Here is a 20,933-nt window from a genome sequence, read left to right as displayed (position 1 = left end):
GTGATCCGCCCTATAGCACCAATCGGCTGACGAGCGAGCCTTCCTTGCTCGTCGCGCTCATTTGTTGCCGCGGCAGATCACGATCGGGTTGGACAGCGCGCTGTCGAAACCACTGCCCTGATAGACCTGAACGTTCGACGCTCCGGGAGGCAGCATGAAACTGCCTTCGACAAACCTTCTGATCTCCCGCCATCGTGTGAAGGGCCCAGCTAAACGTGCAGAACTGCGGCGGTGCCTTGGGTTCGACGTGGCTGCAGTTGAGCTGCGCGCCGCCCAGCATGGCGGCGCCGCCACAGCTTACCGCTTCCTTCGCGGCCGCTGCACCGGGGCACGCAACAAGAGCCGTGACGGCCGCGATCCTGATCCAATCCATCGCCAAAATCCTTGCCGGATTATCTCGCCGCCTGGCGCGTTTTTCCGCACGGTGGCCCATGCGTTTTTTCTTCCCCGGGCCTTAATCGGTCTTGCGCGTGGCGTCCAGCAGGATTATGTGCATGATGATAATAAGCATGCTCACGAAAAGTTGTCAGTCGACCCCCGATCTCCTCCCATGCCCTCTTCGCCCAATATCAGCTTCGTGCTGCACGATGTCGCGCGCCTGCTTCGCAAGCGGTTCGAGCAGCGGTCGCGCGCATCGGGGCTGACCCGCGCCCAATGGCAGGTGTTGGCCTGCCTTTCGCTGCATGAAGGCATCCATCAGAACAAGCTCGCCGACCTCATCGAGATCGTGCCGATCACGCTCGCCCGGCTGCTCGACAAGATGGAAGCGCGCGGCTTCATCGAGCGCCGGCCCGATCCCGCCGACCGCAGGGCCTGGCTGCTTTACCTCACACCGCATGCCCGTCCGCTGCTCGAGATCATGCGCGGCAATGGCCAGGGGACACGAGACGAGGCCTTCGCAGGCCTTTCGCCTGAAGCGCAGCAGCATCTGCTGCGGACCCTAAGCTCGATCAAATCCAATCTGCTCGCGGCTTGCGCCCAGCCAGCCGTCGACCGGGAGAAAGTACATGGCTGAATCAACATCCCCCAAGAAGCCCGCCGGAGACGAAACCCCGGCGGGTCGGACCGACCAGATCATCCAGCTCGATAGTCAGCGGGAGCAGAGGCGGGCCAGCGTCGTCGTCGAAAATGACGAGCTGGAAGCGCCGGTCGCGCTCGAGCCGGCGGCACTCGAGGCCCCGGCCAAGGAGCCGCAGCCGACCCGCGCCCATGCCGGCGCCGCTCCTGGTCCGGCCAAACCGAAGCGCAGCCTGACGCGGCCCGTCCTTTTTGCCCTGCTTCCCGTCGCGCTCGTCGTCGGGGGCTATTATTACGTCACCGGCGGCCAGCTGATGACGACCGACAATGCCTACATCCAGGCGCAGTCGCTCGGCGTCTCGACCGACGTCTCCGGCACGGTGCAGGAGATCGACGTGCATGAGAACCAGGCGGTCAAGAAGGGCGACGTGCTGTTCCGTCTGCGACCGGCGTCCTTCGAGACCGCTGTCGCCGCCGCCCAGGCCCAACTCGGCACCGTACGCAACCAGGTGCTGACGCTCGAGGCGAGTTACCAGCAGTCGCTGTCGCAGATCGAGCAGGCGCAGGCCGACATCCCCTATTACGAGGCCGCTTTCCAGCGGCAGCAGGATCTGCTCAAGACCTCCACCGCTTCGAAAGCATCTTTCGACAGCGCCCAGCACGACCTCGTTGCCGCGCGCCAGAAAGTGTCCGTCGCCAGGGCGCAGGCGCAGGCCACGCTCGCCCAACTCGGCGGCGAAGCCAACCAGCCGGTGGAGAAGAACCCTTTCTACCTGCAGGCCCAGTCGGGCGTCGACGATGCCCAGCGCAACCTTGCCGATTCCGTGGTCAAGGCGCCGTTCGACGGTATCGTCACCAATGTCGACGCGCTGCAGGTCGGCAAGTACCTGCCGGCTTCGCAGCCGGCGTTCAGCCTCGTCTCGTCGACCGATCTGTGGATCGCGGCGGAACCGAAGGAAACCGAGCTGACCTATGTGCGGCCGGGACAGACGGCGACGATCAGCGTCGATACCTATCCGGGGGCCGTCTGGCACGGCACGGTCGCCTCGATCAGCCCCGCCTCGTCGTCGAGCTTCTCGCTGTTGCCGGCGCAGAACACCACCGGCAACTGGGTCAAGGTCGTGCAGCGCATCCCGATGCGCGTGACGATCGACGATATCGAGGGCAAACCGCCGCTGCGCGGCGGCATGAGCGTGGTGCTCGACGTCGACACGGGTCATGCACGCGGCCTGCCGGACTTCGTCACCAATCTCATCGGCCTGTTCGGACAAAAGTCATGACCAGCGCGCCTGCGACAGGTGCCACGCCGGTGGTCGCCAATCGCGGCGCCATCACTGCCTGCGTGATCCTGGCCGTCATCATGCAGGCGCTGGATACGACCATCGCCAACGTCGCGTTGCCCTATATCCAGGGCAGCGTCTCGGCCAGCGCCGACCAGATCAACTGGGTGCTGACCTCCTACATCGTCGCGGCGGCGGTGATGACGCCGCCTTCGGGCTATCTTGCCAACCGCTTCGGCCGCAAGCGCATCCTGCTGACCTCGATCACAGGCTTCGTCGTCGCCTCGGTGCTGTGCGGCTTCGCCCAGTCGCTGCCGCAGATCGTCGGCTTCCGCCTGCTGCAGGGGCTGTTCGGCGCGGCCCTGGTGCCGCTGTCGCAGAGCATCCTGCTCGACATCTACAGTGTGGAGGAGCGCGGCTCCGCCATGGCGCTGTTCGGCATCTCGGTGATGGTCGGGCCGGTGCTGGGACCGGTCATCGGCGGCTGGCTGACCGAAAATGTAAGCTGGCGCTGGGTGTTCTACATCAACGTCCCGATCGGCGCGCTGGCCTTCGCCGGCGTGTCGCTCTACGTCCTGGAAACCAAGCTGGACTTCAAGGCAAGGCTGGATTGGCTGGGTTTCGGCATGCTCAGCATAACCATAGCGGCCTTGCAGATGTTTCTCGATCGCGGCGAGCAGCTCAACTGGTTCTCGTCATCCGAGATCATCGTCGAGGCGGTGATCTGCGCATCGGCCTTCTACATCTTCCTCGTCCACACCTTCACCGCCCGCGACACCTTCGTCAATCCGCGGCTTTTCCTCGACCGGAATTTCGCCGTCGGCATGATCTTCATCTTCATCATCGGCATCACCTACCTGGCCTCTCTGGCGCTGATGACGCCATACCTGCAGACGCTGATGGGCTATCCCGTGGTGACGGCCGGCATCGTCATGGGGCCGCGCGGGCTTGGCACGATGGCCTGCATGTTCCTGGTCGGCAGGCTGATCGGCAAGGTCGACACGCGCTGGCTGCTTCTTGCCGGCCTGCTGATCACCGCCTGGGCGATGTACGACATGACCGGCTGGACGCCTGACGTCTCGCAATGGACCATCGTCTCCACCGGCTTCGTCCAGGGGGCGGGGCTCGGCTTCCTGTTCGTGCCGCTGACCACCATCACCTTCGCCACGCTGGCGCCGGAGCGGCGCGCGGAAGGCACCGGCCTCTACAACCTGTCGCGCAACATCGGCTCCAGCGTCGGCATATCCGTGGTCACCGCATTGCTGACGCAGAATGTGCAGATCAACCACGCCAACATCGCCACCTATGTGACGCCATTCAACCAGGCGTTCGGCGATCCGGCGATCTTTCAGGCGATGAACCCCTACACCGCCGCCGGCCGCGCCGCGCTGGACGGCGTGGTCACGCTGCAAGCGACGATCATCAGCTACATGAACGACTTCAAGCTGATGATGATCCTGTCGCTGGCCGCCATCCCGCTGGTGCTGCTGCTGCGCAAGCCGGGAACGCCGGCCAAGGTCGACCACAGCGCCGTCATGGAGTGACGTGCCGGAAACGGGTCGGGCTTCGAACGCTGAAGCCCAGCGGCCCATAAAAAGAAACCGGGGTCCTGTGAGGGACTACAGGACCCCGGCCTCGCCGATACGGCTTCCCAAAAACATGGCACCTCGTCATGAGGCGGGGATGGCGGACCGAGAAAGCCCCACGATCCGCCAACGCCCCCTTTTCGCCGGAAGCCGCTACTTCGGCAACAGCACCTTGTTGACGACGTGGATGACGCCGTTCGACTGGTTGACGTCGGCGACCGTCACCTTCGCCTCGCCGCCGGACTCGTCCATGATGTAGAGCTTGCCTTTCTTGACCTCGGCGGTGAGCGTGTCGCCCGAGACGGTCTTCATCTCGTATTTGCCGCCCATCGCCTTGGCCTTCTTCATCATCTCGGCGCCTGAGATCTTGCCGGCCACGACATGCGCGGTCAGCACCTTGGTGAGCTTGCCCTTGTTCTCGGGCTTGAGCAGCGTGTCGACCGTGCCTGCCGGCAGTGCCGCGAAAGCTTCGTTGGTGGGTGCAAACACGGTGAACGGGCCGGCGCCTTGCAGCGTGTCGACCAGGCCGGCTGCCTTCACGGCGGCGACCAGCGTCGTGTGATCCTTCGACTTCACCGCGTTCTGCACGATGTTCTTGGTGGTGTACATCGGCGCGCCGCCGACATTCGGGTTCTTGGCGTAGGCGGGAGCGGCAATCGTCATGCCGGCAACAAGGGCCGATAGGGCAACGGTTCTAAATGTGGGCAAGCGCATGTGGTCTTCCTCCGGGTGAGGGCTGATCGGAATTGATAGCCTTTGGAAACGCACAAGCAGTCACGCCGCGCGTACGCTTTCAGTTTCGCCGATCACGGGAACGTGAAGCGACGCTCGCCCTAACAAAACCCCGGACGGAACAAGGCTTTCTCGACAGGCCGCGCGGTTGAGGACCTCTGACCCGCCAATGCACTGGAATGAAGTTCCGGACCTCAGATGCCGAACGGGAATGTATCCGGTACCTTGCCGGTGCTGTCGGTCGAAATGGAGAGCGGCGTGACCGCGGACGTTCGATCGAACCAAACGAAGGCATCGAACTGGAGGGAGACGGACGAGTCCATGTAATGGCTGAGTCGTTCAGTCTCCGGCCGGTAGATGACGCCGATATAGCGTTCCGGCCTCGGCGCCGCCAGATCGGCGCCGAGCTGGCCATGGCGCCCAAAATCCAGCAGGAACGACGGTTTGCCGCTGTCGTGACATAGCCGTTCGAAGCTGTGCGGCAGCGAAGGATTCACATCCTTCACCTCCATCTCACCGCCCCATTCCGAGGCACAGGCGACAGTACCGGTATCTGTTCCGAAGCCGATCAATGCCGTCCGGGCACCGAAGCGTTCCCGGCAGAGCTGGCCGATGTTCAGCTCGTCGCGGACAGTGCCCATATCGGTATGCTGCGCGTCGCCGATATGCGAGTTATGCGCCCATACCACGGCCTTGGAATCCGGTCCTTGCGCTTCGAGAAGCTGATCGAGCGTTTCGAACATGTGCCGATCGCGGAGGTTCCAAGTCTCGGCGCCACCATAATACATCACGCGGTAGTACCGCTCGGCCGATGCGACCAGACGTGCACTCTGCCTGGCGTCGAGGAGATCGCCGTCACCCTCCGCCATGGATCGTTCGAACATGTCTATGCACTGCCGGACCGCGGCCTCTTCGCAGGTTCTGTAGCCCGGCCGCAGCGCCGCCCGTCCGTAGGTGGTGGGCTCGTTCTGCCAAGGCATCAGACAGCCGTAGCGCTCGCGCGCGACGGCGGCCGCTTCAGGATCAACCTTTTCCAGGTAGGCAAGCACCGTGGCGATCGAGCCGCTCATATTGTAGAGATCCAGTCCGTAGAAGCCTGCTTTCCGCGCATCGAGCACGTCCCGGTTGTATTCACGCAGCCAGCCGACGAATGCGGCCACCTCGGTGTTGCGCCACATCCAGGTCGGGAAGCGCTGAAAAGGCGGCTGCGCATCCGACTGCCGGTCCTCTGCGCGAATATATCGATTGATCTGCGCCGCATCCGGCCAGTCCGCCTCGACGGCCACGATGGTGAACCCGTGTCGCTGGAGCAGGTGTCGGGTGACAGCCGCGCGCGCACGATAAAATTCCGAAGTGCCGTGGCTGGCTTCCCCGAGCAAGACGACGCGCCGGCTGCCGAACCGGTCGAACATCGCGCCGAAGGCCGGATCGTCGATCGGCGGCAGATCTTCGGCCGCCCGCGCGATTTGCTGCGGCAATGGAGGAGGGCGCACCTCGCGCGCCGACCGCGGGCTTTCGTCCTGCCCGCCATGCTCGCCGATCAACGGCACGAACATGACAGCGCCGAGGTCCTCCTCCTCGAACTTGTTTGCCGCAATCCGCGTGAGCCGAACGAGCCGCTGGGAGTAAGGGTCTTCACCGACCGGAATGATCAGCCTGCCGCCGATCTCCAACTGCTCCTGCAAGCCGAGGGGAATGGATTTGCCGGCGGCCGCGACGACGATAGCGTCGAAGGGTGCCTTTTCCTGCCAGCCTTTCGTGCCGTCGCCGACCCTAACCTCGATGTTTCGGTAACCGGCGGCATTGAGCCGCCGCTCCGCCTGTTGCGCGAGCGATCGGTGCCGCTCGATGGTGAAAACGTGTTCAGCAAGTTCGGCCAGTACGGCTGCTGCGTAGCCCGAGCCGGTGCCGATTTCCAGCACGCGATCGGTAGCCTCGATCTCGGCCATCTCAGCCATTTTCGCCATGATAAAGGGTTGCGAGATCGTCTGTCCGCTGCCGATCGGCAGCGGACTGTCCTCATAGGCGAATTCCTCAAAACCTTCGTCGACGAATTGCTCCCGCGCGACCCGGCGCACTGCATTCAGAACCCGCTTGTCACGCACACCGCGGCGCGCGATGTGGGCCTCCATCCGATGCCTGGCGTGATCGAAATCCAGCATGACAGCCTCCAATCAGGCGGTTGATCGGGTCGACGTGACGTCATTGACGAGCGAACTCTACTCCAGCGGTATCCGGTCTCCCAGCTTCCGGCCCCGGACCATGGCTGCCGGTCTTCCTCTGCACGTTCGACGCCCGGCCGTGGCCGGCTCCTATTCGTTAGTTCGCCCGGTCTGACGGGGATTGACACCGCCTTGCGGTGTGGTGTCGTTTTCCACATCTCCCTCAAAAGTGTTTTCGCCGTCCAGTTCCTCCTCTTGGTCGAGAAGATCGCCACCTTTGATCGTGCCCCTGGAGGCACCAATTCCGGGGTTCTGCTTCAAATCCTTGTCGGTGACCTTGCGTGTCTTTGGGTGAACGTTGCTGCTCATCGGAATGCCTCGCTGCAAGTAGCATGTGATGAGGTCGATCCGCTGCACTGCCTTGGACTTTAACGGGCGCGTCGACCTGATCTCCCACGCGGGAGCTTTAGGAAGCCTTGTGCGCGAACTCTTGAACGCAGGATAAGTTCCACACGGACAATCCGGCAGCAGCGAGGTTCGAATTGCGGCAATGAGGGGAGGCGAGGAAGATGCCGGCTCGGTCCCTATCGCGTGCCGGGCTAGGCATCGCGCGCTGCATCACTGAAACTAAAGGCTGAGCCCTGCAGGACACAGGACCCAGCCGTCAAATCTGCTCTTGGCCAAATCGCCCGACTTTATGGTTACCGGGGTGGGCTCTTTGCCAAAGAAGCCCTCTATTCCGCCGGCGATGGCTTCTTGCGGAACAGCGCCAGCAGATTGTCCCAGAGTTCGATCTTGGCGCCCTGGCGCTTCATGATCACGCCCTGCTGCAGGATCGACAGCGTGTTGTTCCACGCCCAGTAGATGACGAGGCCCGCCGGGAACCCTGCCATCATGAAGGTGAAGATGACGGGCATCCAGGTGAAGATCGCGGCCTGCGTCGGGTCCGGCGGCGTCGGGTTCATGCGCATCTGCAGGAACATGGTGACGCCCATGATCAGTGGCCACACGCCGATCATCAGCATGTGCGGCAGCGTGATCGGAACGAGCCCGAACAGGTTGAAGATCGAAGTCGGATCGGGCGCGGCCAGATCCTGGATCCAGCCGAAGAACGGCGCGTGCCGCATCTCGATGGTGATGTAGAGCACCTTGTAGAGCGAGAAGAAGACCGGGATCTGCAGCGCCACCGGCCAGCAGCCGGCGAGCGGATTGATCTTCTCGGTCTTGTACAGCTCCATCATCGCCTGCTGCTGCTTCATCTTGTCGTCCGCGTATTTCTCGCGGATCTCGAGCATCTTGGGCTGCATCTTCTTCATGTTCGCCATCGAGGCGTAGGACTTGTTGGCGAGCGGGAAGAAGATGGCCTTGACGATGACGGTGGTGGCCAGGATCGCCAGGCCGAAATTGCCGAAGAATTTGTAGAGCGTGTCGATCAGCCAGAACATCGGCTTGGTGATGAAGTAGAACCAGCCCCAGTCGATCAGAAGATTGAACTGGCGAATGTGGCGGTCCGCCTCATAGGCATTGATCTTGGCGACTTCCTTGGCACCGGCGAAGATTTCCGTCTCGACGGTCGCCGACTGGCCGGCCTCGACATTGATCGGGTCGGTCAGGAAGTCGGACTGGTAGCGGTGGCGGCCATCCTCGAAATAGGCGTAGCGCGGCTGGAAAGGCTGCTTCTCGGTCGGCACCAAGGTGACGGCCCAGTATTTGTCGGTGATGCCGAGCCAACCGTCGGTCGACTTGCCCGGCGTGATCTGCTTGTCGGACTCGATCTTGGAGTATTTGTATTCCGCCAGACCCTCGGTACCGGTAACGCCGATCAGGCCTTCATGCAGCACATAGGTGCTTGCGACAGCCGGCTTGTCGTAGCGCGTGACGCGGCCGTAGTTGAACAGCGAAACCGCGCTCGAGCCGGAATTCTGCACCGTGTCCGACACCGTGAACATGTAGTTGGCGTCGACGGAGAAGGTGCGCTTGAAGGTCAGGCCCTTGTCGTTGGTGTAGGTGAGCGTCACCGGCGTCGAGGGGGTGAGCGTCGGATTGCCGTCCACGCTCCACACCGTTTCGGCACCCGGCACCGCGCCGGTCTTGTCGTTGCCGACGAAGCCGATCTCGGCGAAATAGCCGGTGGGCAGCGCCTGCGGGTTGAGAAGGCTGATCTCGGGCGAATTCTTGTCGACGGTTTCGGTATAGTGCTTGAGCTTGAGATCGTCGAGACGGGCGCCGGTCAGGTTGATTGAGCCCTCGAGGCTCGGGGTGTCGATCTTGACGCGCTTGGAAGCCGCAAGCGCCTGATCGCGGCTCGCCGCGGTGACGACATCGCCGCCGGGGGCGGTGGGGATGGCGCCCGGGGTCGCAGTGCCCGGGGTCGCAGTGCTTGGCGCCGGCGTCGCTGCGCCGGGATTGGCGGCGTCGGCCGCCTTCTTCTGTTCCTCGACGCGCTGCTGTTCGATCTTGGCGGCCTCGCGCTGCGCCTCGACGCGCGGGTTCATGTAGAAAACCTGCCACAAAGTCAGGATCAGCACCGACAGCGCGATGGTGATGAAGAAGTTCCGGTTGTTTTCCATCGAGAGCCCTTGGCCTATCGTGTTCCGCGAAGTCTGCGGGAGAGTTCGGCCTTCAACTGGCCGAAGGGGGCGCGCAGCGCATCATCGCGCCCGACGATGACATAATCATTGCCGGGCATCATGTCATCGGCCGCATGGACGCGGACGGCTTCTTTCAGCCGCCGCTTGACACGGTTGCGCACAACGGCGTTGCCGACCTTCTTGGTGACTGTGTAGCCGACGCGCGGCACCCCGCCATCGCCGCGGTCGAGGACCTCGACGAGGAAAAACCGCCCGCGTCGCTTTTCACCACGACGGACGGCCAGGAATTCCGCGCGTTTCAGAAGCCGCTTGGGATTTTGCCCCACTGGCTTGCCGGTTGCGGGCAACGATCTCGTCTCGCTTAGGCGCTGAGCCGCTTGCGGCCGCGGTTGCGGCGAGCTGCGACGACGCCACGGCCACCCTTGGTGGCCATGCGGGCACGGAAGCCATGCCGGCGTTTGCGGACGAGTTTGGACGGTTGGTAGGTACGCTTCATTTGTTTTAATACCGCGGGGTGCGGCCCTTCTTGATTCTGTCACTTTGTAACAGGAGCTTTGCCGGGCCGGTTTGGCGCGATCGAAACCGCGCCGGGACGAATGGCCCGAGCGTGAGCGGGCTTATAGAAAGAAGGGTTTTTAAAGTCAATCCGGCGTTGATAGACCGGGGCGGCAGGCCATCTGTCGCAAATTTAATGTTCCGACCGAGGATGGAAATTGGCAAAAAAGCCGTAATCGCCTAATCTTGGCTGATCAAGTGATTGTGAAGACAGAGTCGCATGAGCGAAGCCAGCCAAGCAGGGGAAGGAACCGGAACGGCGCCAGCCGCCGTCCGTACGGTACCCCTGTCGCGCGGACTGTCGACGAAACTGCTGCTGCTGACGATCGTTTTCGTGCTGCTGGCCGAAGTGCTGATCTTCCTGCCCTGGATCGCCAGCTACAGGCTGAGCTGGCTCAAGGAGAGGCTGAGCACGGCCGCCGCCGTGTCGATCGTGCTGTTGCAGGGCGAACCGACCTCGCTGTCGCGCACGGCGCAGAATGACGTGCTGATGGCCATCGGCGCCAAGGCGATCGCGGTGCGCGACGGCGGCGTCTCGCGGCTTCTGGTGGTGGCCGACATGCCGCCGCAGGTGGACGAGCACATCGATCTTGCCAGCGTCGGCATGGTCAAGGGCATGACCGGCGCGCTGGACACGCTGTTTTTCGGCGGGGACAGGATGCTGCGGGTTTTCGGACCGGTCGGCGACAGCGACAAGGAGTTCGAGCTGATCATGCCGGACTATTCCTTGCGCAAGGCCATGCTCATCTATTCGCGCAACGTTGCCTTCGTCTCGCTCCTGATCTCGCTGTTCACGGCCATGCTGGTCTATGCCGCGATCGACCTGATCATGATCGGCCCGATCCGCACCATGACGCGCTCGATGCTGTCCTTCTCCGAGGCCCCCGACGATCCCGGGCGGATCATTCACCCCGCCGACCGCGCCGACGAGATCGGGGTGGCCGAGCGTGAACTGTCGCAGATGCAGGAACGGCTGCAAAAGATGCTGGCCGAACAGAAGCATCTTGCCGACCTCGGCCTCGCCGTGTCGAAGATCAACCACGACATGCGCAACATCCTGGCCTCGGCCCAGTTGATGTCGGACCGCCTGCGCCAGGTCAAGGATCCGACCGTGCAGGCCTTCGCGCCGAAACTGTTGCGCGCGCTCGACCGTGCCGTCTCCTATTCGGAGGGCGTGCTTCACTACGGCCGCACGCAGGAGCCGCCGCCGTCGCGCCGCAGGGTGAGGCTGCGGCAGCTGGTCGAGGACGTGCACGGCCTGCTCGACATCGAGGAGGGCATCGAGTTCATCAACGCCGTCGAGATGGCTTTCGAGGTGGACGCCGATTCCGACCAGCTGTTCCGGGTGCTCACCAATCTTTGCCGCAACTCGGTGCAGGCGATGGCGGCCGACACCGAGAGCGCCGTGGTGCGGCGGCTGGCGGTTTCCGCCGAGCGCATGGGCAGTGTCAGCCGCATCGCCGTGACCGACACCGGCCCCGGGCTGCCGCCGAAGGCGCGCGAAAACCTGTTCGCGGCCTTCCGCGGCTCCGCGCGCAGCGGCGGCACCGGCCTTGGCCTGGCGATCGCGCACGAACTGATCCGGGCGCACGGCGGCACGGTGGAATTGGTCGAGTCGATTGGCGGGCGCACGACATTCACCGTCACCATTCCCGACCAGCCGGTGCGGCTCGACCATGCCCGTGGCAGTCTGCGCCGCCCGGCCTGAAGCTTCCGGGCCGTTTCCCGAGGGGCGCTTGCCTTCCAGCTTGTCGCTGGTCGCTCCCGACCGCCGTCCGGACCGAACCCGGCCCAGCAGCGGCTCGAAGTGCTGGAATCGCGGCCGGCATCGGCGCATGACAGGCCTGCGACAAAACTTTTGCCGGATCGACTTGCTTTTCGCAAATTCAGTCGTTAGGGAACTGCACACATTCGCGGCCGGTCTTTCGGACCGGATCGCGAGGCCGTTGAAAACATGGCCTGATGCGCGCCCGTAGCTCAGCTGGATAGAGCACCAGACTACGAATCTGGGGGTCAGGAGTTCGAATCTCTTCGGGCGCGCCATTCCATCCAACTGATTTCCCTGCGGTTTTTCAGCCGGTTTGAAAAGACGGATGTTTCCACGAACGATATCGCAGCATAGCGTATGGACCAACTAAGCCGCCAAACGATGCCTTTCGGCGCCCTATGGCATTCATCGAACATCACCTAGGAAACGAATGGTTGATGACGATCGACCAAACATCCTTGTTGATTTCCTTGATGTTGTCGATCGAATCTTGGATTCGGCCAATCTCCTTGTCGTCGAGCGCTTCGACCTTGCCGTATTTCACATCGTCCTTGCCGTCGACGATACGCATCAACTGCGTGCTACCGTGCGTTCCGCTTTCGTCAAAGGAATAGATGCAGTGGCTGTATTTGTTGCGCAGCTTTGCCTGGCGCGTCAGCTTGCTGGTGACAGTCAGCACCGCTTCGCGACACGCAGGCGGCGTCTTTTGCATTTTGGCGAGCCGCTCAACCAATTCGATACGCGCCCGGGTCGTGTTCAAGGTCAGGAAAACGATGATCGCTGTCTCCTTGTCGATCTTGGCCAGACCCGCAATCAGGTAGATCAGCAAGCTTTCAGTGTTGGTCCACGTATAGTTCAGCTGACCGACCAGCTGCAGAATCTCTTGAAAGCGCGGCATGGTTCTCATGGCGAGGATTGGTCAAGACCCGCTTTCGAGCGTCCCAAGCTGCCGAAAAACGACCCCGTGTGCGCGTGAAACACTGCGGCTGCTTCCGTCCTGTTGTGAGCTCCGAGCTTGGTGATGATGTTGTGAAGGTGAATCTTGACAGTGTGCTCAGAGAGCCGAAGGGTCGCGGCGATAATCTTGTTCTGCGACCCACGAGCCACCATTTCCAGAACCTGTAACTCACGATCCGTCAGTGCGCCGATTTCCTCGAAGTCCGACCGTTCCGCCATCGGTTGTCCGATAGATGCGGAGTAATCCGCAACCTCTTGCCGAAGACTCCCGGCGTATGACTGGAACATCGTCGGTGGGAAATATTCGCCACCGCGAAGCATGAGCCCTATCACCGAGAGCCAGACGTCGAGCTTCAAATCCATGGGCAGGACGCTGCGCACGATCTTCAGATCGAGAATATCCTGGATAGAAGCTGGGATGCGACTACCGTTCTGAGCCAGAACGATCGGCGCCACCGGGTGATTTTGCATCAGCCCAGCACCATACGCACCGATCTTATCCAGCAGTCCGGCATCGACAAGGATCAGGCAGACGGGATGATCGAAGACAGTGCAGGCCGTCTCCAAACTTGTGGTCTGCTCCACGACTACGGACGGGAATTCTCTCTCGATCGCGTAAACGAGACATTCCGGAAAGCCGTCTGCCGGGAAAACAGTTAGAAGGATTCTGCGCGCCCAACTCTCCCCGGCACCGCCACCTACGGTGCTCCGCATACTCACTCCGAACATGGTTGCAACCCTCAACCTAGCCTGAGACTGTTGATCTCGTTCTTTTCCTTACTCCAATTTTTTTTGGCATTTCATCCCAGGCACGCCTAGCCTTAACGATTTATACACCAAGTTAGAGCCCGCTGATATAGTTCAGATGAGCTATAGCCAATCCCCCTCTCCCAGGCGCGCTGCAATGTCTGGGAAGCGCTCCGACTTCCATCGGCAGCGCGATTCGGGTTGTTTTTGGGGCTGCGGGACCCGTCCCCCCCGAACGGGCTAGCTCGAACTGTCAGCTTACAATCGGCAGCCGCTGGCCGCAGACTTCCTGGGCCGCATGTTGGGATTGGGGTGTATCCAGGACTCTCCCGTTTGAGCGACCGAACCCGTAGTGGTTCGGCGATCGACGGCTGGGGCCTTGGCTCGGCCGCCTCTCCCGAAGTCAAAGGGAGGTACTCAAGCAAAATATGATGAAATATCGGACTGCGGGCCTCTTTCCCCTCGGTCTGACCATCCATTCACCGCATTAAACGCAACATCCGCGTACGGCCCAAAACCGCGTAAGAGAAGAATGCGGTTCGGCAGTCGCGGCCTCAACTGAGGACACGATCATGTCTGAACTCGACAAGAACAACATCAACGCCTTCGGTTTGCAAATCGTCGATAGCGAATTCGGCGACGGCAGTGGCGTTAACGCGAACAGCAACAACAACACCAACAACGCCGCCAACACGAGCGACAACGGAAACACGAACGACAACGGAAATACGAACGACAACACGGCCACGAACGAGAATCAAAACGGAAACGTAAACAATGCCTTGAACAACAACGAAAACACGGCATCGAACGAGAACGAAAACGAGACCAAGAACTCGAACGAGAACAAGAACGTCAATGACACCAAGGTCGACGTCAAGGTCGGCGTCGATCTCGATGGCCAGCTCGGCAACACCGACAATCATTTCGCCGACGTCATCAACAACGGCGGAGAGTTCAAGGACAATACGATCATCAACAACAAGGATGGTAACGTCAGTTATCATACCGGCGACGAGGTCACCTTCAAGGACATCCTGAACGGCTCGATGACTGGCGCCGGGAACAACAGCGCCTCCATCGTGAACCAAGTCAACAAGCTGGTCGACAGCGACAAGCTGGACAACGCGACCGTCAGCAACACTGGTCCGCTCAACCTCAACTTCAACGCCACGGCTGGCGAATCTAAGGCCGGTGACGGCATTTCGACCGGCGGCGGCGGCGGCAGCGGCGGCAGCGATGCCAAGGCCAATGGCGGCGAAGGCGGCAATGGCGGCGATGCCAAGTCCGGCGACGTCGAAGCCGGCGACGGCAAGGGCGGCTTTGCGCTGAGCGATGCCGCCGGTGGCGCCAGCAGCAGCGATAACTCGGGCGACGGAGGCAACTCCAGGGCCAGCGGCGGCGACAGCGGCAACGCCAAGGGCGGCGAGGGCGAGAGCACCGCTAAGGGTGGCGGAGGCGAGAGCGGCGATGCCAAGGGCGGCAGCGGCGATGGCGGCAACGCCAATGGCGGCGATGGCCTCGGGCTCGGGCTGGGCCTCGGGCTGGGCCTCGGGGCAGCCGAAGGAGGCGATGCCAAGTCGGCGGATGGCGGCAATGCCAAGGCTGACGCCGGCAACGCGAATGCGGACGGTGGCAACACCAAGGCCGATGCCGGCAACGGGGGCGACGGCGGCAATGGCGGCGACGTTGCCGGGGGTAACGGTAGCCATGCAGGCGACGGCATCGACGCCAAGATTCCGATTCTGGCCGATGGCGACGGCGGCAATTCGACGGGCAACGGCGGCGATGCCACCGGTGGCGGGGGCGGCGGCGTCGGCGGTGGCGGCGGCGGTGCCAATGCCCAAGGCGGCAACACTACAGCCGACGGCGGCAATGCCCATTCGAACGGCGGCGATTCCACGGCAACCGCCGGCGATGCCCTCGGTGCGGGTTATGGCGCGGGCTATGGCGCAGGCACGGGTACCGGCGGCGCTGGCGGTGCAGGCGGTGACGGAACCGGCGGCAGCGGAACGAGCGGCGATGGAACCGGCGGCGGTGGAACGAGCGGCAACGGAACCGGCGGCTCTGCGACCAGCGGCGATGCGAACGGCGGCGCAAGCACCGGCGGCTCGGCATTGGCGCTTGGCGGCGACGGTGGCCACGCGTTGAGCGGCGCCTGGGCAGATGGCACCGGCGGCGATGCTCACGGTGGCTTGACCCTGGCCGGCGATGCTGGTCAGGGCGGAGCCGGCGGCAATGCCTACAATGGTGACGGCGGTGCTGGCGGCGACGGCGGGACTTGGGGCTCGAGCAATGGCCATGACAGCTACGTGACTGGCGACAGCCATGCCTCGGCGGACGCTCTGATCTCCCCCAGCATGTTCAACCAGCAGATCGTGATGGGCGCCAACCTGCAAGAGAACCTGGTCTCCCAGACCGTGGTGGGCGGCGACTATCATCATACCGTGGCCGGTGAAGGCACTTCTGATCATACCGGTGCATGATTGATCGGCTGATCTCGAAGGGACCAGTGAACAGCGGACTGCGCGGAACCTCCGCGCAGTCCTTCCAGGAGACAACCGAGCGCGAATGATCTCAAGATGCGGAGGCTTCCGTGTACGCCATGCAACTGGACAAGATCACAGAGGCAATCGCGCATTTCATCGGTCTGTTCGAAATCTCGGTCGAGGACGCACGGCAGCTACAGGCCTATGACGATTTCAAGATCGCCGATGCGGCCAAGGGTGATGCTTTCGACCTTGCCAATACCAACGTTGCCGTCAAGGCGCCCTATACGTTGGACGATTTCAATCCGCATGTTTCGTATATGGGCATCAAGCCGGATCTGGTGCTGAAGACGGTTGGCTCTAGCTTCTGGTTCACTCCGCCTACAATCCATCAGCATGGGCATTTACACCCAGGCAACCATCACTTGTACCATCCTCATCTTCCAGATATCGGCAGCGGTGTGTCCCTGCCGCATGTCGAGCCGCCAGGCTCCGTCGCGGTGTACATCAACCAGGAGAACCACCTGTCCGACAATGACTATGTCGGTGCCGGAGGGAACGGCCTGACCTTGACGCCGATGGTCGACGATGGCAGCCAACTGGCCCTTCTCGCGACCCGCGCGGCGGAACTGTCTCCGCTCGACGATCTGGCGATGCCCGGCTCAGACGCGCAGATGGCAGCCACCGTGCTCGCGTCGGGCCAGCAGATCGAGGCCTATCCAGACAGCCCAAATGCCGACGCGAACATTTTCGTTCTGCGCCCGGACGCCGCATCGGGGCCTATCGAAGGAACCTACGTCAACGGGCAACTTGTCAGCGAGGACGCCGCGCCAAAACTCGAGGATCATCTCAACTACCTGAAGGAACAGAACGGCGGCGGCGCCAACAAGGACGACTACAGCGTTTCGCCAGATTCTCCCAATTTTATGGCCGCCCAGGGTAACGGCGCTTTGGCTCCCTCCGTCGAAGTGGACACAGGGGGCAACACGATGCTGAATTCCGCGGTCTTGACGAATGACTGGACCGGAGCGCCAGTCATCGCCGTTGTTGGCAACGTCTATGAAGTCAATGCCATCGTCCAAATCAACGAGAGGTGCGACAGCGCGGCGGTCAGCTCGAACCTGAACGGGTGGAAGCTAAGCAATGCCCCTGACGAGAGCTTCAACATCGCGACATTCAAGCACATCGATCCGTCAGCCGACAGCACCGCCTCGACGCCGGTCGGCGACTTTCCCGCCGCCTGGGTGGTGACGCAGGTCACCGGCGATCTGGTCATCACGAACTGGCTCCAGCAGTACAACTTCATGACCGACAACGACACGACGGTCCTGTCCTCATCCGGCGTCAAGACCATGGTCAGCACTGGGGGGAACACGGAGGTAAACGACGTTTCGCTGAGTGAATTGAGCTACAACTACGACGTGATTATCATCGGTGGCCATATCTATGACGCGAACATCATCCACCAGTTGAACATCATGGTCAGCAACGACCTTATCGGCACGGTGGATGGATTCCAGACGTCCGGTGAAGCGTCGTGTTCGACTGCCGGCAACCTGCTTTGGAACGGCGCCACCATCATCAACGTCGGTGGAAAACAATTCGATTCGCTGCCGGACTCTTACCTGAAGGCGGCCCAGGATCTGGCGGCAGGCAAGGATGCTAACCCCGGCGATATCCTGCACGATCCAGCCTTCGCCGGTACCGGTGCCTTGCGGGTTCTCTACGTCTCGGGCGACCTGATCAATATCCAGTATGTCTCCCAGACCAACATGCTTGGCGACAGTGATCAGGTCGTTCTGGCGATGAACCAAGTCATTGCCCATCCCGAGGCGCATTGGACAATCACTACCGGCGGCAACCAGGTGGCCAACTTCGCCGGCATCGTCGACGTTGACGGAACTGGAAAGACCTATGTCGGCGGCCAGCACTATTCCGATGAGATCCTGATCCAGGCAAACCTTGTTTCAAGCGAGCCAAATCTCGGCGAACATAATCCTGACGCTCTGGCCAATGAAGCGGTCGCCTTCCTGACCGACGACACTTCAAATGACACTACGCAGCCAGACCATCACATCGTACCGACGCCGGACCACGTCCAGGCTGACGGCATGCAAACAATATTGGGTTGATCAGATATCGGGGGATGTGATGACCGACGATCGGGACCTGTGTTGGGACAAGTTTTCCGAAGACCTCGAGGCAGCGGTGCAAGAGGAAGACCAGGGATCGTCCAGTGCCTCCCCATCTTGCAAGACCCTCTCGAAGGCCTTGCAGCACCATGAGCGGGCAATCGACCAGACCATGGACGCAATCGACAAAGTCGTCGGTGAATTGCATGAGATTACGGCTGGCCCGGAGATGAAGACCGGCCAGCGCCGGCCTGTCGCCGAGGCAGTTGGAGCCGCACCTGGCCATGCACGGCCCGCAGCTGAGCAGGCTCGACCGGCAGCCGTTGCTTCCGATGTCAAAGTCGCTCGATCAACGGCAACGGCTGCAACTTCAGTCGCGTTCGCGCAACCCGCGCCAGCGCCGAGCGCAGGTCAGCTCAATCAAGCCGGGATGGCCGATCCAGCCGCGAACCCGAAGGTTGCCACAAGGCCAGTGGCCGATACTGTCGGCCCGGCCCCGCACGAGAAGCGACCCGAGGAAAGAGCGCATTCGGTTCGGCAGTCGGTACCGCGAGCGGCGGCGCTGCCGAACCTGTCCAGTGAGATGCGTGCCGATGCAGCGCGTGGCCCGGCTTTTGCGCCAGCCCCTAAATCCCCGCCCGTCGCTGAACTCACGGCGCAGCGCCAGCCATCTAGGCCGGAGCCGCCTCCGCAGCAAGGCCGGAGCGCCACGCTCGATGCCACCAAGGCGGGTTCAACGGGGATGCCCGGACCGCCGCCGGCTACATCAGAATCCCAAGCTGAACCGACGGCCCAGGAGCAAAGTGCAGCTTCGACGATCGAGAATCCGGGCGTTCCAACTTCACCCGCGGCTGCAAAACCGGAACTGCGGGCTGCCGAACCCACCCCCAAGGGAGTGCTGGCTGTCGAAAAGCAAAGCTCTCCGGCCGACCTTGGATCGCCAAGGCCACAGCCTGAACCCCAGCGGACCCACGAACCGCAGGCCAAGGCCGCGCCGGACAATCCAGGGCAGTCATCCGCACCCGAGATGAAGGACGTGCCCAAGGCGCCGGGCACTATCACCATCGAAGGCGACACTGGTCCGATAAAGGCCAAGGAGCCGCACCAAGGGGGTTCCCCACCAGGGGGCGTCGACGACAATGGCCGGCGCGGCGGCGGAGGCGGAGGCGGAGCCTTCCACAAGCGGCTCGGCCCGGTCGATTTCGGCGCCGCCCTCAAAGCCGGAATGGGAGCGGTCAAGAGAAACCTGCTCATCGTGATGATGTTCACGGTGGCGTGCAACGTGCTCGTCCTCGCGATCCCGATCTATCTGTTCCAGATTTCCGATCGCGTTCTTACCAGCCGATCCCCCGACACGCTGATCATGCTGACGGTGGTGATCGTCGGCGCGGTGGTCCTGCAGTCGATGTTCGATGCGCTTCGCCGCTTCATCCTGATGCGGACCGCGGTCGAGGTCGCGGCACAATTGGGGGCGCCGATCCTCAGCGCCGCGGCCAGGGCCTCCCTCAACAGCAACGGAAAGGAATATCAGGTCCTGGGCGACCTTCAGCAGCTCAGAACTTTCCTGACATCCGGCACGTTGCTGTCGTTCCTCGACGCTCCAATGGCGCCGATAATGATGCTGGCAGTGTTTCTCATCCACCCCCACCAGGGCTTCATCGTCGTCACCTCGGCTTTGCTCTTGCTCGTCATTACCCTCATCAACCAGCGGGCGACCGCCGGTGCTTTCAGCGAGGCAAATGCACACCAGAGCAAGGCCAACATCCATCTCGATTCGATGGCGCGCAATTCCCAGATCATCAACGCGCTCGCGATGATACCCGAGGCGGTGAAAATCTGGGGGAAGGACACTGCGAACTCCCTTCGCGCACAGGTGATAGCGCAGGACCGCAACATCGTCTTTGCTTCCCTGTCGAAGGGTGTGAGGCTCCTGACCCAGGTCACGATGCTCGGCTGGGGCGCGCATCTGTCGATCGAAGGTCAACTGACGGGCGGCATGGTCATCGCCGCGTCGATCATCGCGGGCCGGGCGCTGGGTCCCATCGAAGGCGCGATCGAGGGCTGGAACCACGTCGTTCATGTCCGCGCCGCCTATGGCCGCATAGTATCGCTGCTGCAGACCTCGCCGCTCAATTTCGAACGGCTGAACCTGCCCCGCCCCGAGGGCCGCCTCGATGTCGAACGCCTGCTCTTTGTGCCGCAAGGAACCAAGCGCGTCGTGCTGAACGGCATTTCCTTCGCGCTCGCGCCGGGCGACTCGCTGGCGATCATCGGCAATTCGGGCGCAGGCAAGACGACGCTCGGCAAGATGCTGGTCGGCTCCATCCTGCCGACATCAGGCAACGTCCGACTGGACCTGATGGACCTGCGCAATTGGGATCCACGCCAATTCGGCGAGAACATCGGCTACCTGCCGCAAGACGTTCAGCTGTTTCCCGCATCGATCAAGGCTAACATCGCCCGCATGCGCGACGACGTGACGGATGCGGAAATCTATCAGGCGGCGGAACTGGCGGACGTCCATGAGATGATCTCCACGCTTCCGCACGGTTATGAGACTTTCGTTGCCGCCGACGGGGCACCGCTTTCGGGCGGACAGAAGCAGCGCGTCGCACTGGCGCGCGCGTTCTTCGGCAATCCGCGCCTGGTGGTGCTCGACGAGCCGAACTCGAATCTTGATATGGCGGGCGACGCAGCGCTCGAGCGCGCGCTTCAGCACGCCAAGGAAAACAAGATCACCGTCATCACCATCACGCAGCGGCCGTCGCTGCTGAAGACCGTCGACAAGATCCTGCTGCTCGCCAACGGCACCGTCGCGCTGTTTGGCATGCGCCAAGACGTGCTGCAGGCCCTGGCGAACCGGGGCTTGAGCATCGAAGGTGGCTCGTTCGGTCATCAAATCCAATAGCGGGCGCGG

The 20,933-nt window shown here is 62.3% G+C and carries 15 protein-coding genes and 1 tRNA gene; 8 read left to right on the top strand and 8 right to left on the bottom strand.

Annotation, left to right across the window (positions count from 1 at the left end; translation table 11 throughout):
* Positions 1–550: 550 nt before the first annotated feature.
* Genes LB556_RS06755 through LB556_RS06745 form a run of 3 tightly spaced genes read left to right on the top strand, consistent with a single transcriptional unit; the run spans position 551 to position 3,841 of the window.
* Positions 551–1,015 carry a MarR family winged helix-turn-helix transcriptional regulator gene (locus LB556_RS06755; protein WP_224565939.1) on the top strand — a complete coding sequence of 155 codons (465 nt, stop codon included), beginning with the start codon at positions 551–553 and terminating at the stop codon, positions 1,013–1,015.
* Positions 1,008–2,297 carry an HlyD family secretion protein gene (locus LB556_RS06750; protein WP_224565356.1) on the top strand — a complete coding sequence of 430 codons (1,290 nt, stop codon included), beginning with the start codon at positions 1,008–1,010 and terminating at the stop codon, positions 2,295–2,297. Before LB556_RS06755 ends, LB556_RS06750 begins: the two co-directional genes overlap by 8 nt.
* A complete protein-coding gene (locus tag LB556_RS06745; protein WP_224565354.1) occupies positions 2,294–3,841 on the top strand; it encodes an MDR family MFS transporter in 1,548 nt (515 codons plus the stop codon). The genes LB556_RS06750 and LB556_RS06745 overlap by 4 nt, the downstream gene beginning before the upstream one ends.
* 195 nt (positions 3,842–4,036) lie before the next feature.
* Here LB556_RS06745 and LB556_RS06740 read toward each other — a convergent pair whose 3' ends face one another.
* From LB556_RS06740 to rpmH, 6 genes are all read right to left on the bottom strand, one after another.
* Positions 4,037–4,597 carry a fasciclin domain-containing protein gene (locus tag LB556_RS06740; protein WP_224565352.1) on the bottom strand — a complete coding sequence of 187 codons (561 nt, stop codon included), beginning with the start codon at positions 4,595–4,597 and terminating at the stop codon, positions 4,037–4,039.
* A 212-nt stretch (positions 4,598–4,809) separates the two neighbouring features.
* Positions 4,810–6,777, bottom strand: a complete 1,968-nt coding sequence (locus tag LB556_RS06735) for a protein-L-isoaspartate(D-aspartate) O-methyltransferase (protein WP_224565350.1) — start codon at positions 6,775–6,777, stop codon at positions 4,810–4,812.
* A gap of 150 nt (positions 6,778–6,927) precedes the next feature.
* Positions 6,928–7,146, bottom strand: coding sequence for a hypothetical protein (locus LB556_RS06730; RefSeq protein ID WP_224565348.1), 219 nt, complete (start codon positions 7,144–7,146; stop codon positions 6,928–6,930).
* Positions 7,147–7,511: 365 nt separating this feature from the next.
* Complete coding sequence (gene yidC, locus LB556_RS06725; protein WP_224565346.1) at positions 7,512–9,347, bottom strand: membrane protein insertase YidC; 1,836 nt, start codon at positions 9,345–9,347, stop codon at positions 7,512–7,514.
* A gap of 14 nt (positions 9,348–9,361) precedes the next feature.
* A complete protein-coding gene (rnpA, locus tag LB556_RS06720) occupies positions 9,362–9,715 on the bottom strand; it encodes a ribonuclease P protein component (RefSeq protein WP_224565344.1) in 354 nt (117 codons plus the stop codon).
* Positions 9,716–9,729: 14 nt separating this feature from the next.
* Positions 9,730–9,864, bottom strand: a complete 135-nt coding sequence (rpmH, locus tag LB556_RS06715; RefSeq protein ID WP_008833937.1) for a 50S ribosomal protein L34 — start codon at positions 9,862–9,864, stop codon at positions 9,730–9,732.
* Positions 9,865–10,143: 279 nt separating this feature from the next.
* On the opposite strand from rpmH, the gene LB556_RS06710 reads away from it, so the two are divergent.
* Positions 10,144–11,631 (top strand): ATP-binding protein, encoded by a 1,488-nt coding sequence (locus LB556_RS06710; protein WP_224565342.1) that lies wholly within the window; start codon positions 10,144–10,146, stop codon positions 11,629–11,631.
* Between the two features lie 258 nt (positions 11,632–11,889).
* A tRNA-Arg gene (locus tag LB556_RS06705) sits at positions 11,890–11,966 on the top strand.
* Positions 11,967–12,106: 140 nt separating this feature from the next.
* Here the strand turns inward: LB556_RS06705 and LB556_RS06700 are convergent.
* Both LB556_RS06700 and LB556_RS06695 read right to left on the bottom strand, forming a co-directional pair.
* Positions 12,107–12,589, bottom strand: coding sequence for a hypothetical protein (locus LB556_RS06700; protein WP_224565340.1), 483 nt, complete (start codon positions 12,587–12,589; stop codon positions 12,107–12,109).
* A 5-nt stretch (positions 12,590–12,594) separates the two neighbouring features.
* Positions 12,595–13,362 carry a helix-turn-helix domain-containing protein gene (locus LB556_RS06695; RefSeq protein WP_224565338.1) on the bottom strand — a complete coding sequence of 256 codons (768 nt, stop codon included), beginning with the start codon at positions 13,360–13,362 and terminating at the stop codon, positions 12,595–12,597.
* A gap of 605 nt (positions 13,363–13,967) precedes the next feature.
* Between LB556_RS06695 and LB556_RS31580 the strand changes: the two genes are divergently transcribed.
* The 3 genes from LB556_RS31580 (at position 13,968) to LB556_RS06675 (ending at position 20,924) form a co-directional block, all read left to right on the top strand.
* Positions 13,968–15,881, top strand: a complete 1,914-nt coding sequence (locus LB556_RS31580; protein ID WP_263485124.1) for a hypothetical protein — start codon at positions 13,968–13,970, stop codon at positions 15,879–15,881.
* A gap of 110 nt (positions 15,882–15,991) precedes the next feature.
* The gene (locus LB556_RS06680) at positions 15,992–18,016 is read left to right on the top strand and encodes a type I secretion protein (RefSeq protein WP_224565331.1); all 2,025 of its coding nucleotides are present in this window, start codon (positions 15,992–15,994) and stop codon (positions 18,014–18,016) included.
* A 742-nt stretch (positions 18,017–18,758) separates the two neighbouring features.
* Complete coding sequence (locus LB556_RS06675) at positions 18,759–20,924, top strand: type I secretion system permease/ATPase (protein ID WP_224565329.1); 2,166 nt, start codon at positions 18,759–18,761, stop codon at positions 20,922–20,924.
* The last annotated feature ends 9 nt before the right edge of the window (positions 20,925–20,933 follow it).

The organism is Mesorhizobium sp. ES1-4 (assembly GCF_020164745.1).
GTDB lineage: Bacteria > Pseudomonadota > Alphaproteobacteria > Rhizobiales > Rhizobiaceae > Mesorhizobium.
This window is presented reverse-complemented; position numbering and strand designations above follow the sequence as displayed.

Bases quoted from the DNA above. Each gene is read 5' to 3' on its own strand.
- LB556_RS06755 (WP_224565939.1), top strand. From the start codon at position 551: ATGCCCTCTTCGCCCAATATCAGCTTCGTGCTGCACGATGTCGCGCGC.
- LB556_RS06750 (WP_224565356.1), top strand. From the start codon at position 1,008: ATGGCTGAATCAACATCCCCCAAGAAGCCCGCCGGAGACGAAACCCCG.
- LB556_RS06745 (WP_224565354.1), top strand. From the start codon at position 2,294: ATGACCAGCGCGCCTGCGACAGGTGCCACGCCGGTGGTCGCCAATCGC.
- LB556_RS06740 (WP_224565352.1), bottom strand. From the start codon at position 4,597: ATGCGCTTGCCCACATTTAGAACCGTTGCCCTATCGGCCCTTGTTGCC.
- LB556_RS06735 (WP_224565350.1), bottom strand. From the start codon at position 6,777: ATGCTGGATTTCGATCACGCCAGGCATCGGATGGAGGCCCACATCGCG.
- LB556_RS06730 (WP_224565348.1), bottom strand. From the start codon at position 7,146: ATGAGCAGCAACGTTCACCCAAAGACACGCAAGGTCACCGACAAGGAT.
- yidC (WP_224565346.1), bottom strand. From the start codon at position 9,347: ATGGAAAACAACCGGAACTTCTTCATCACCATCGCGCTGTCGGTGCTG.
- rpmH (WP_008833937.1), bottom strand. From the start codon at position 9,864: ATGAAGCGTACCTACCAACCGTCCAAACTCGTCCGCAAACGCCGGCAT.
- LB556_RS06710 (WP_224565342.1), top strand. From the start codon at position 10,144: ATGAGCGAAGCCAGCCAAGCAGGGGAAGGAACCGGAACGGCGCCAGCC.
- LB556_RS06700 (WP_224565340.1), bottom strand. From the start codon at position 12,589: ATGCCGCGCTTTCAAGAGATTCTGCAGCTGGTCGGTCAGCTGAACTAT.
- LB556_RS06695 (WP_224565338.1), bottom strand. From the start codon at position 13,362: ATGCGGAGCACCGTAGGTGGCGGTGCCGGGGAGAGTTGGGCGCGCAGA.
- LB556_RS31580 (WP_263485124.1), top strand. From the start codon at position 13,968: ATGTCTGAACTCGACAAGAACAACATCAACGCCTTCGGTTTGCAAATC.
- LB556_RS06675 (WP_224565329.1), top strand. From the start codon at position 18,759: ATGCCCGGACCGCCGCCGGCTACATCAGAATCCCAAGCTGAACCGACG.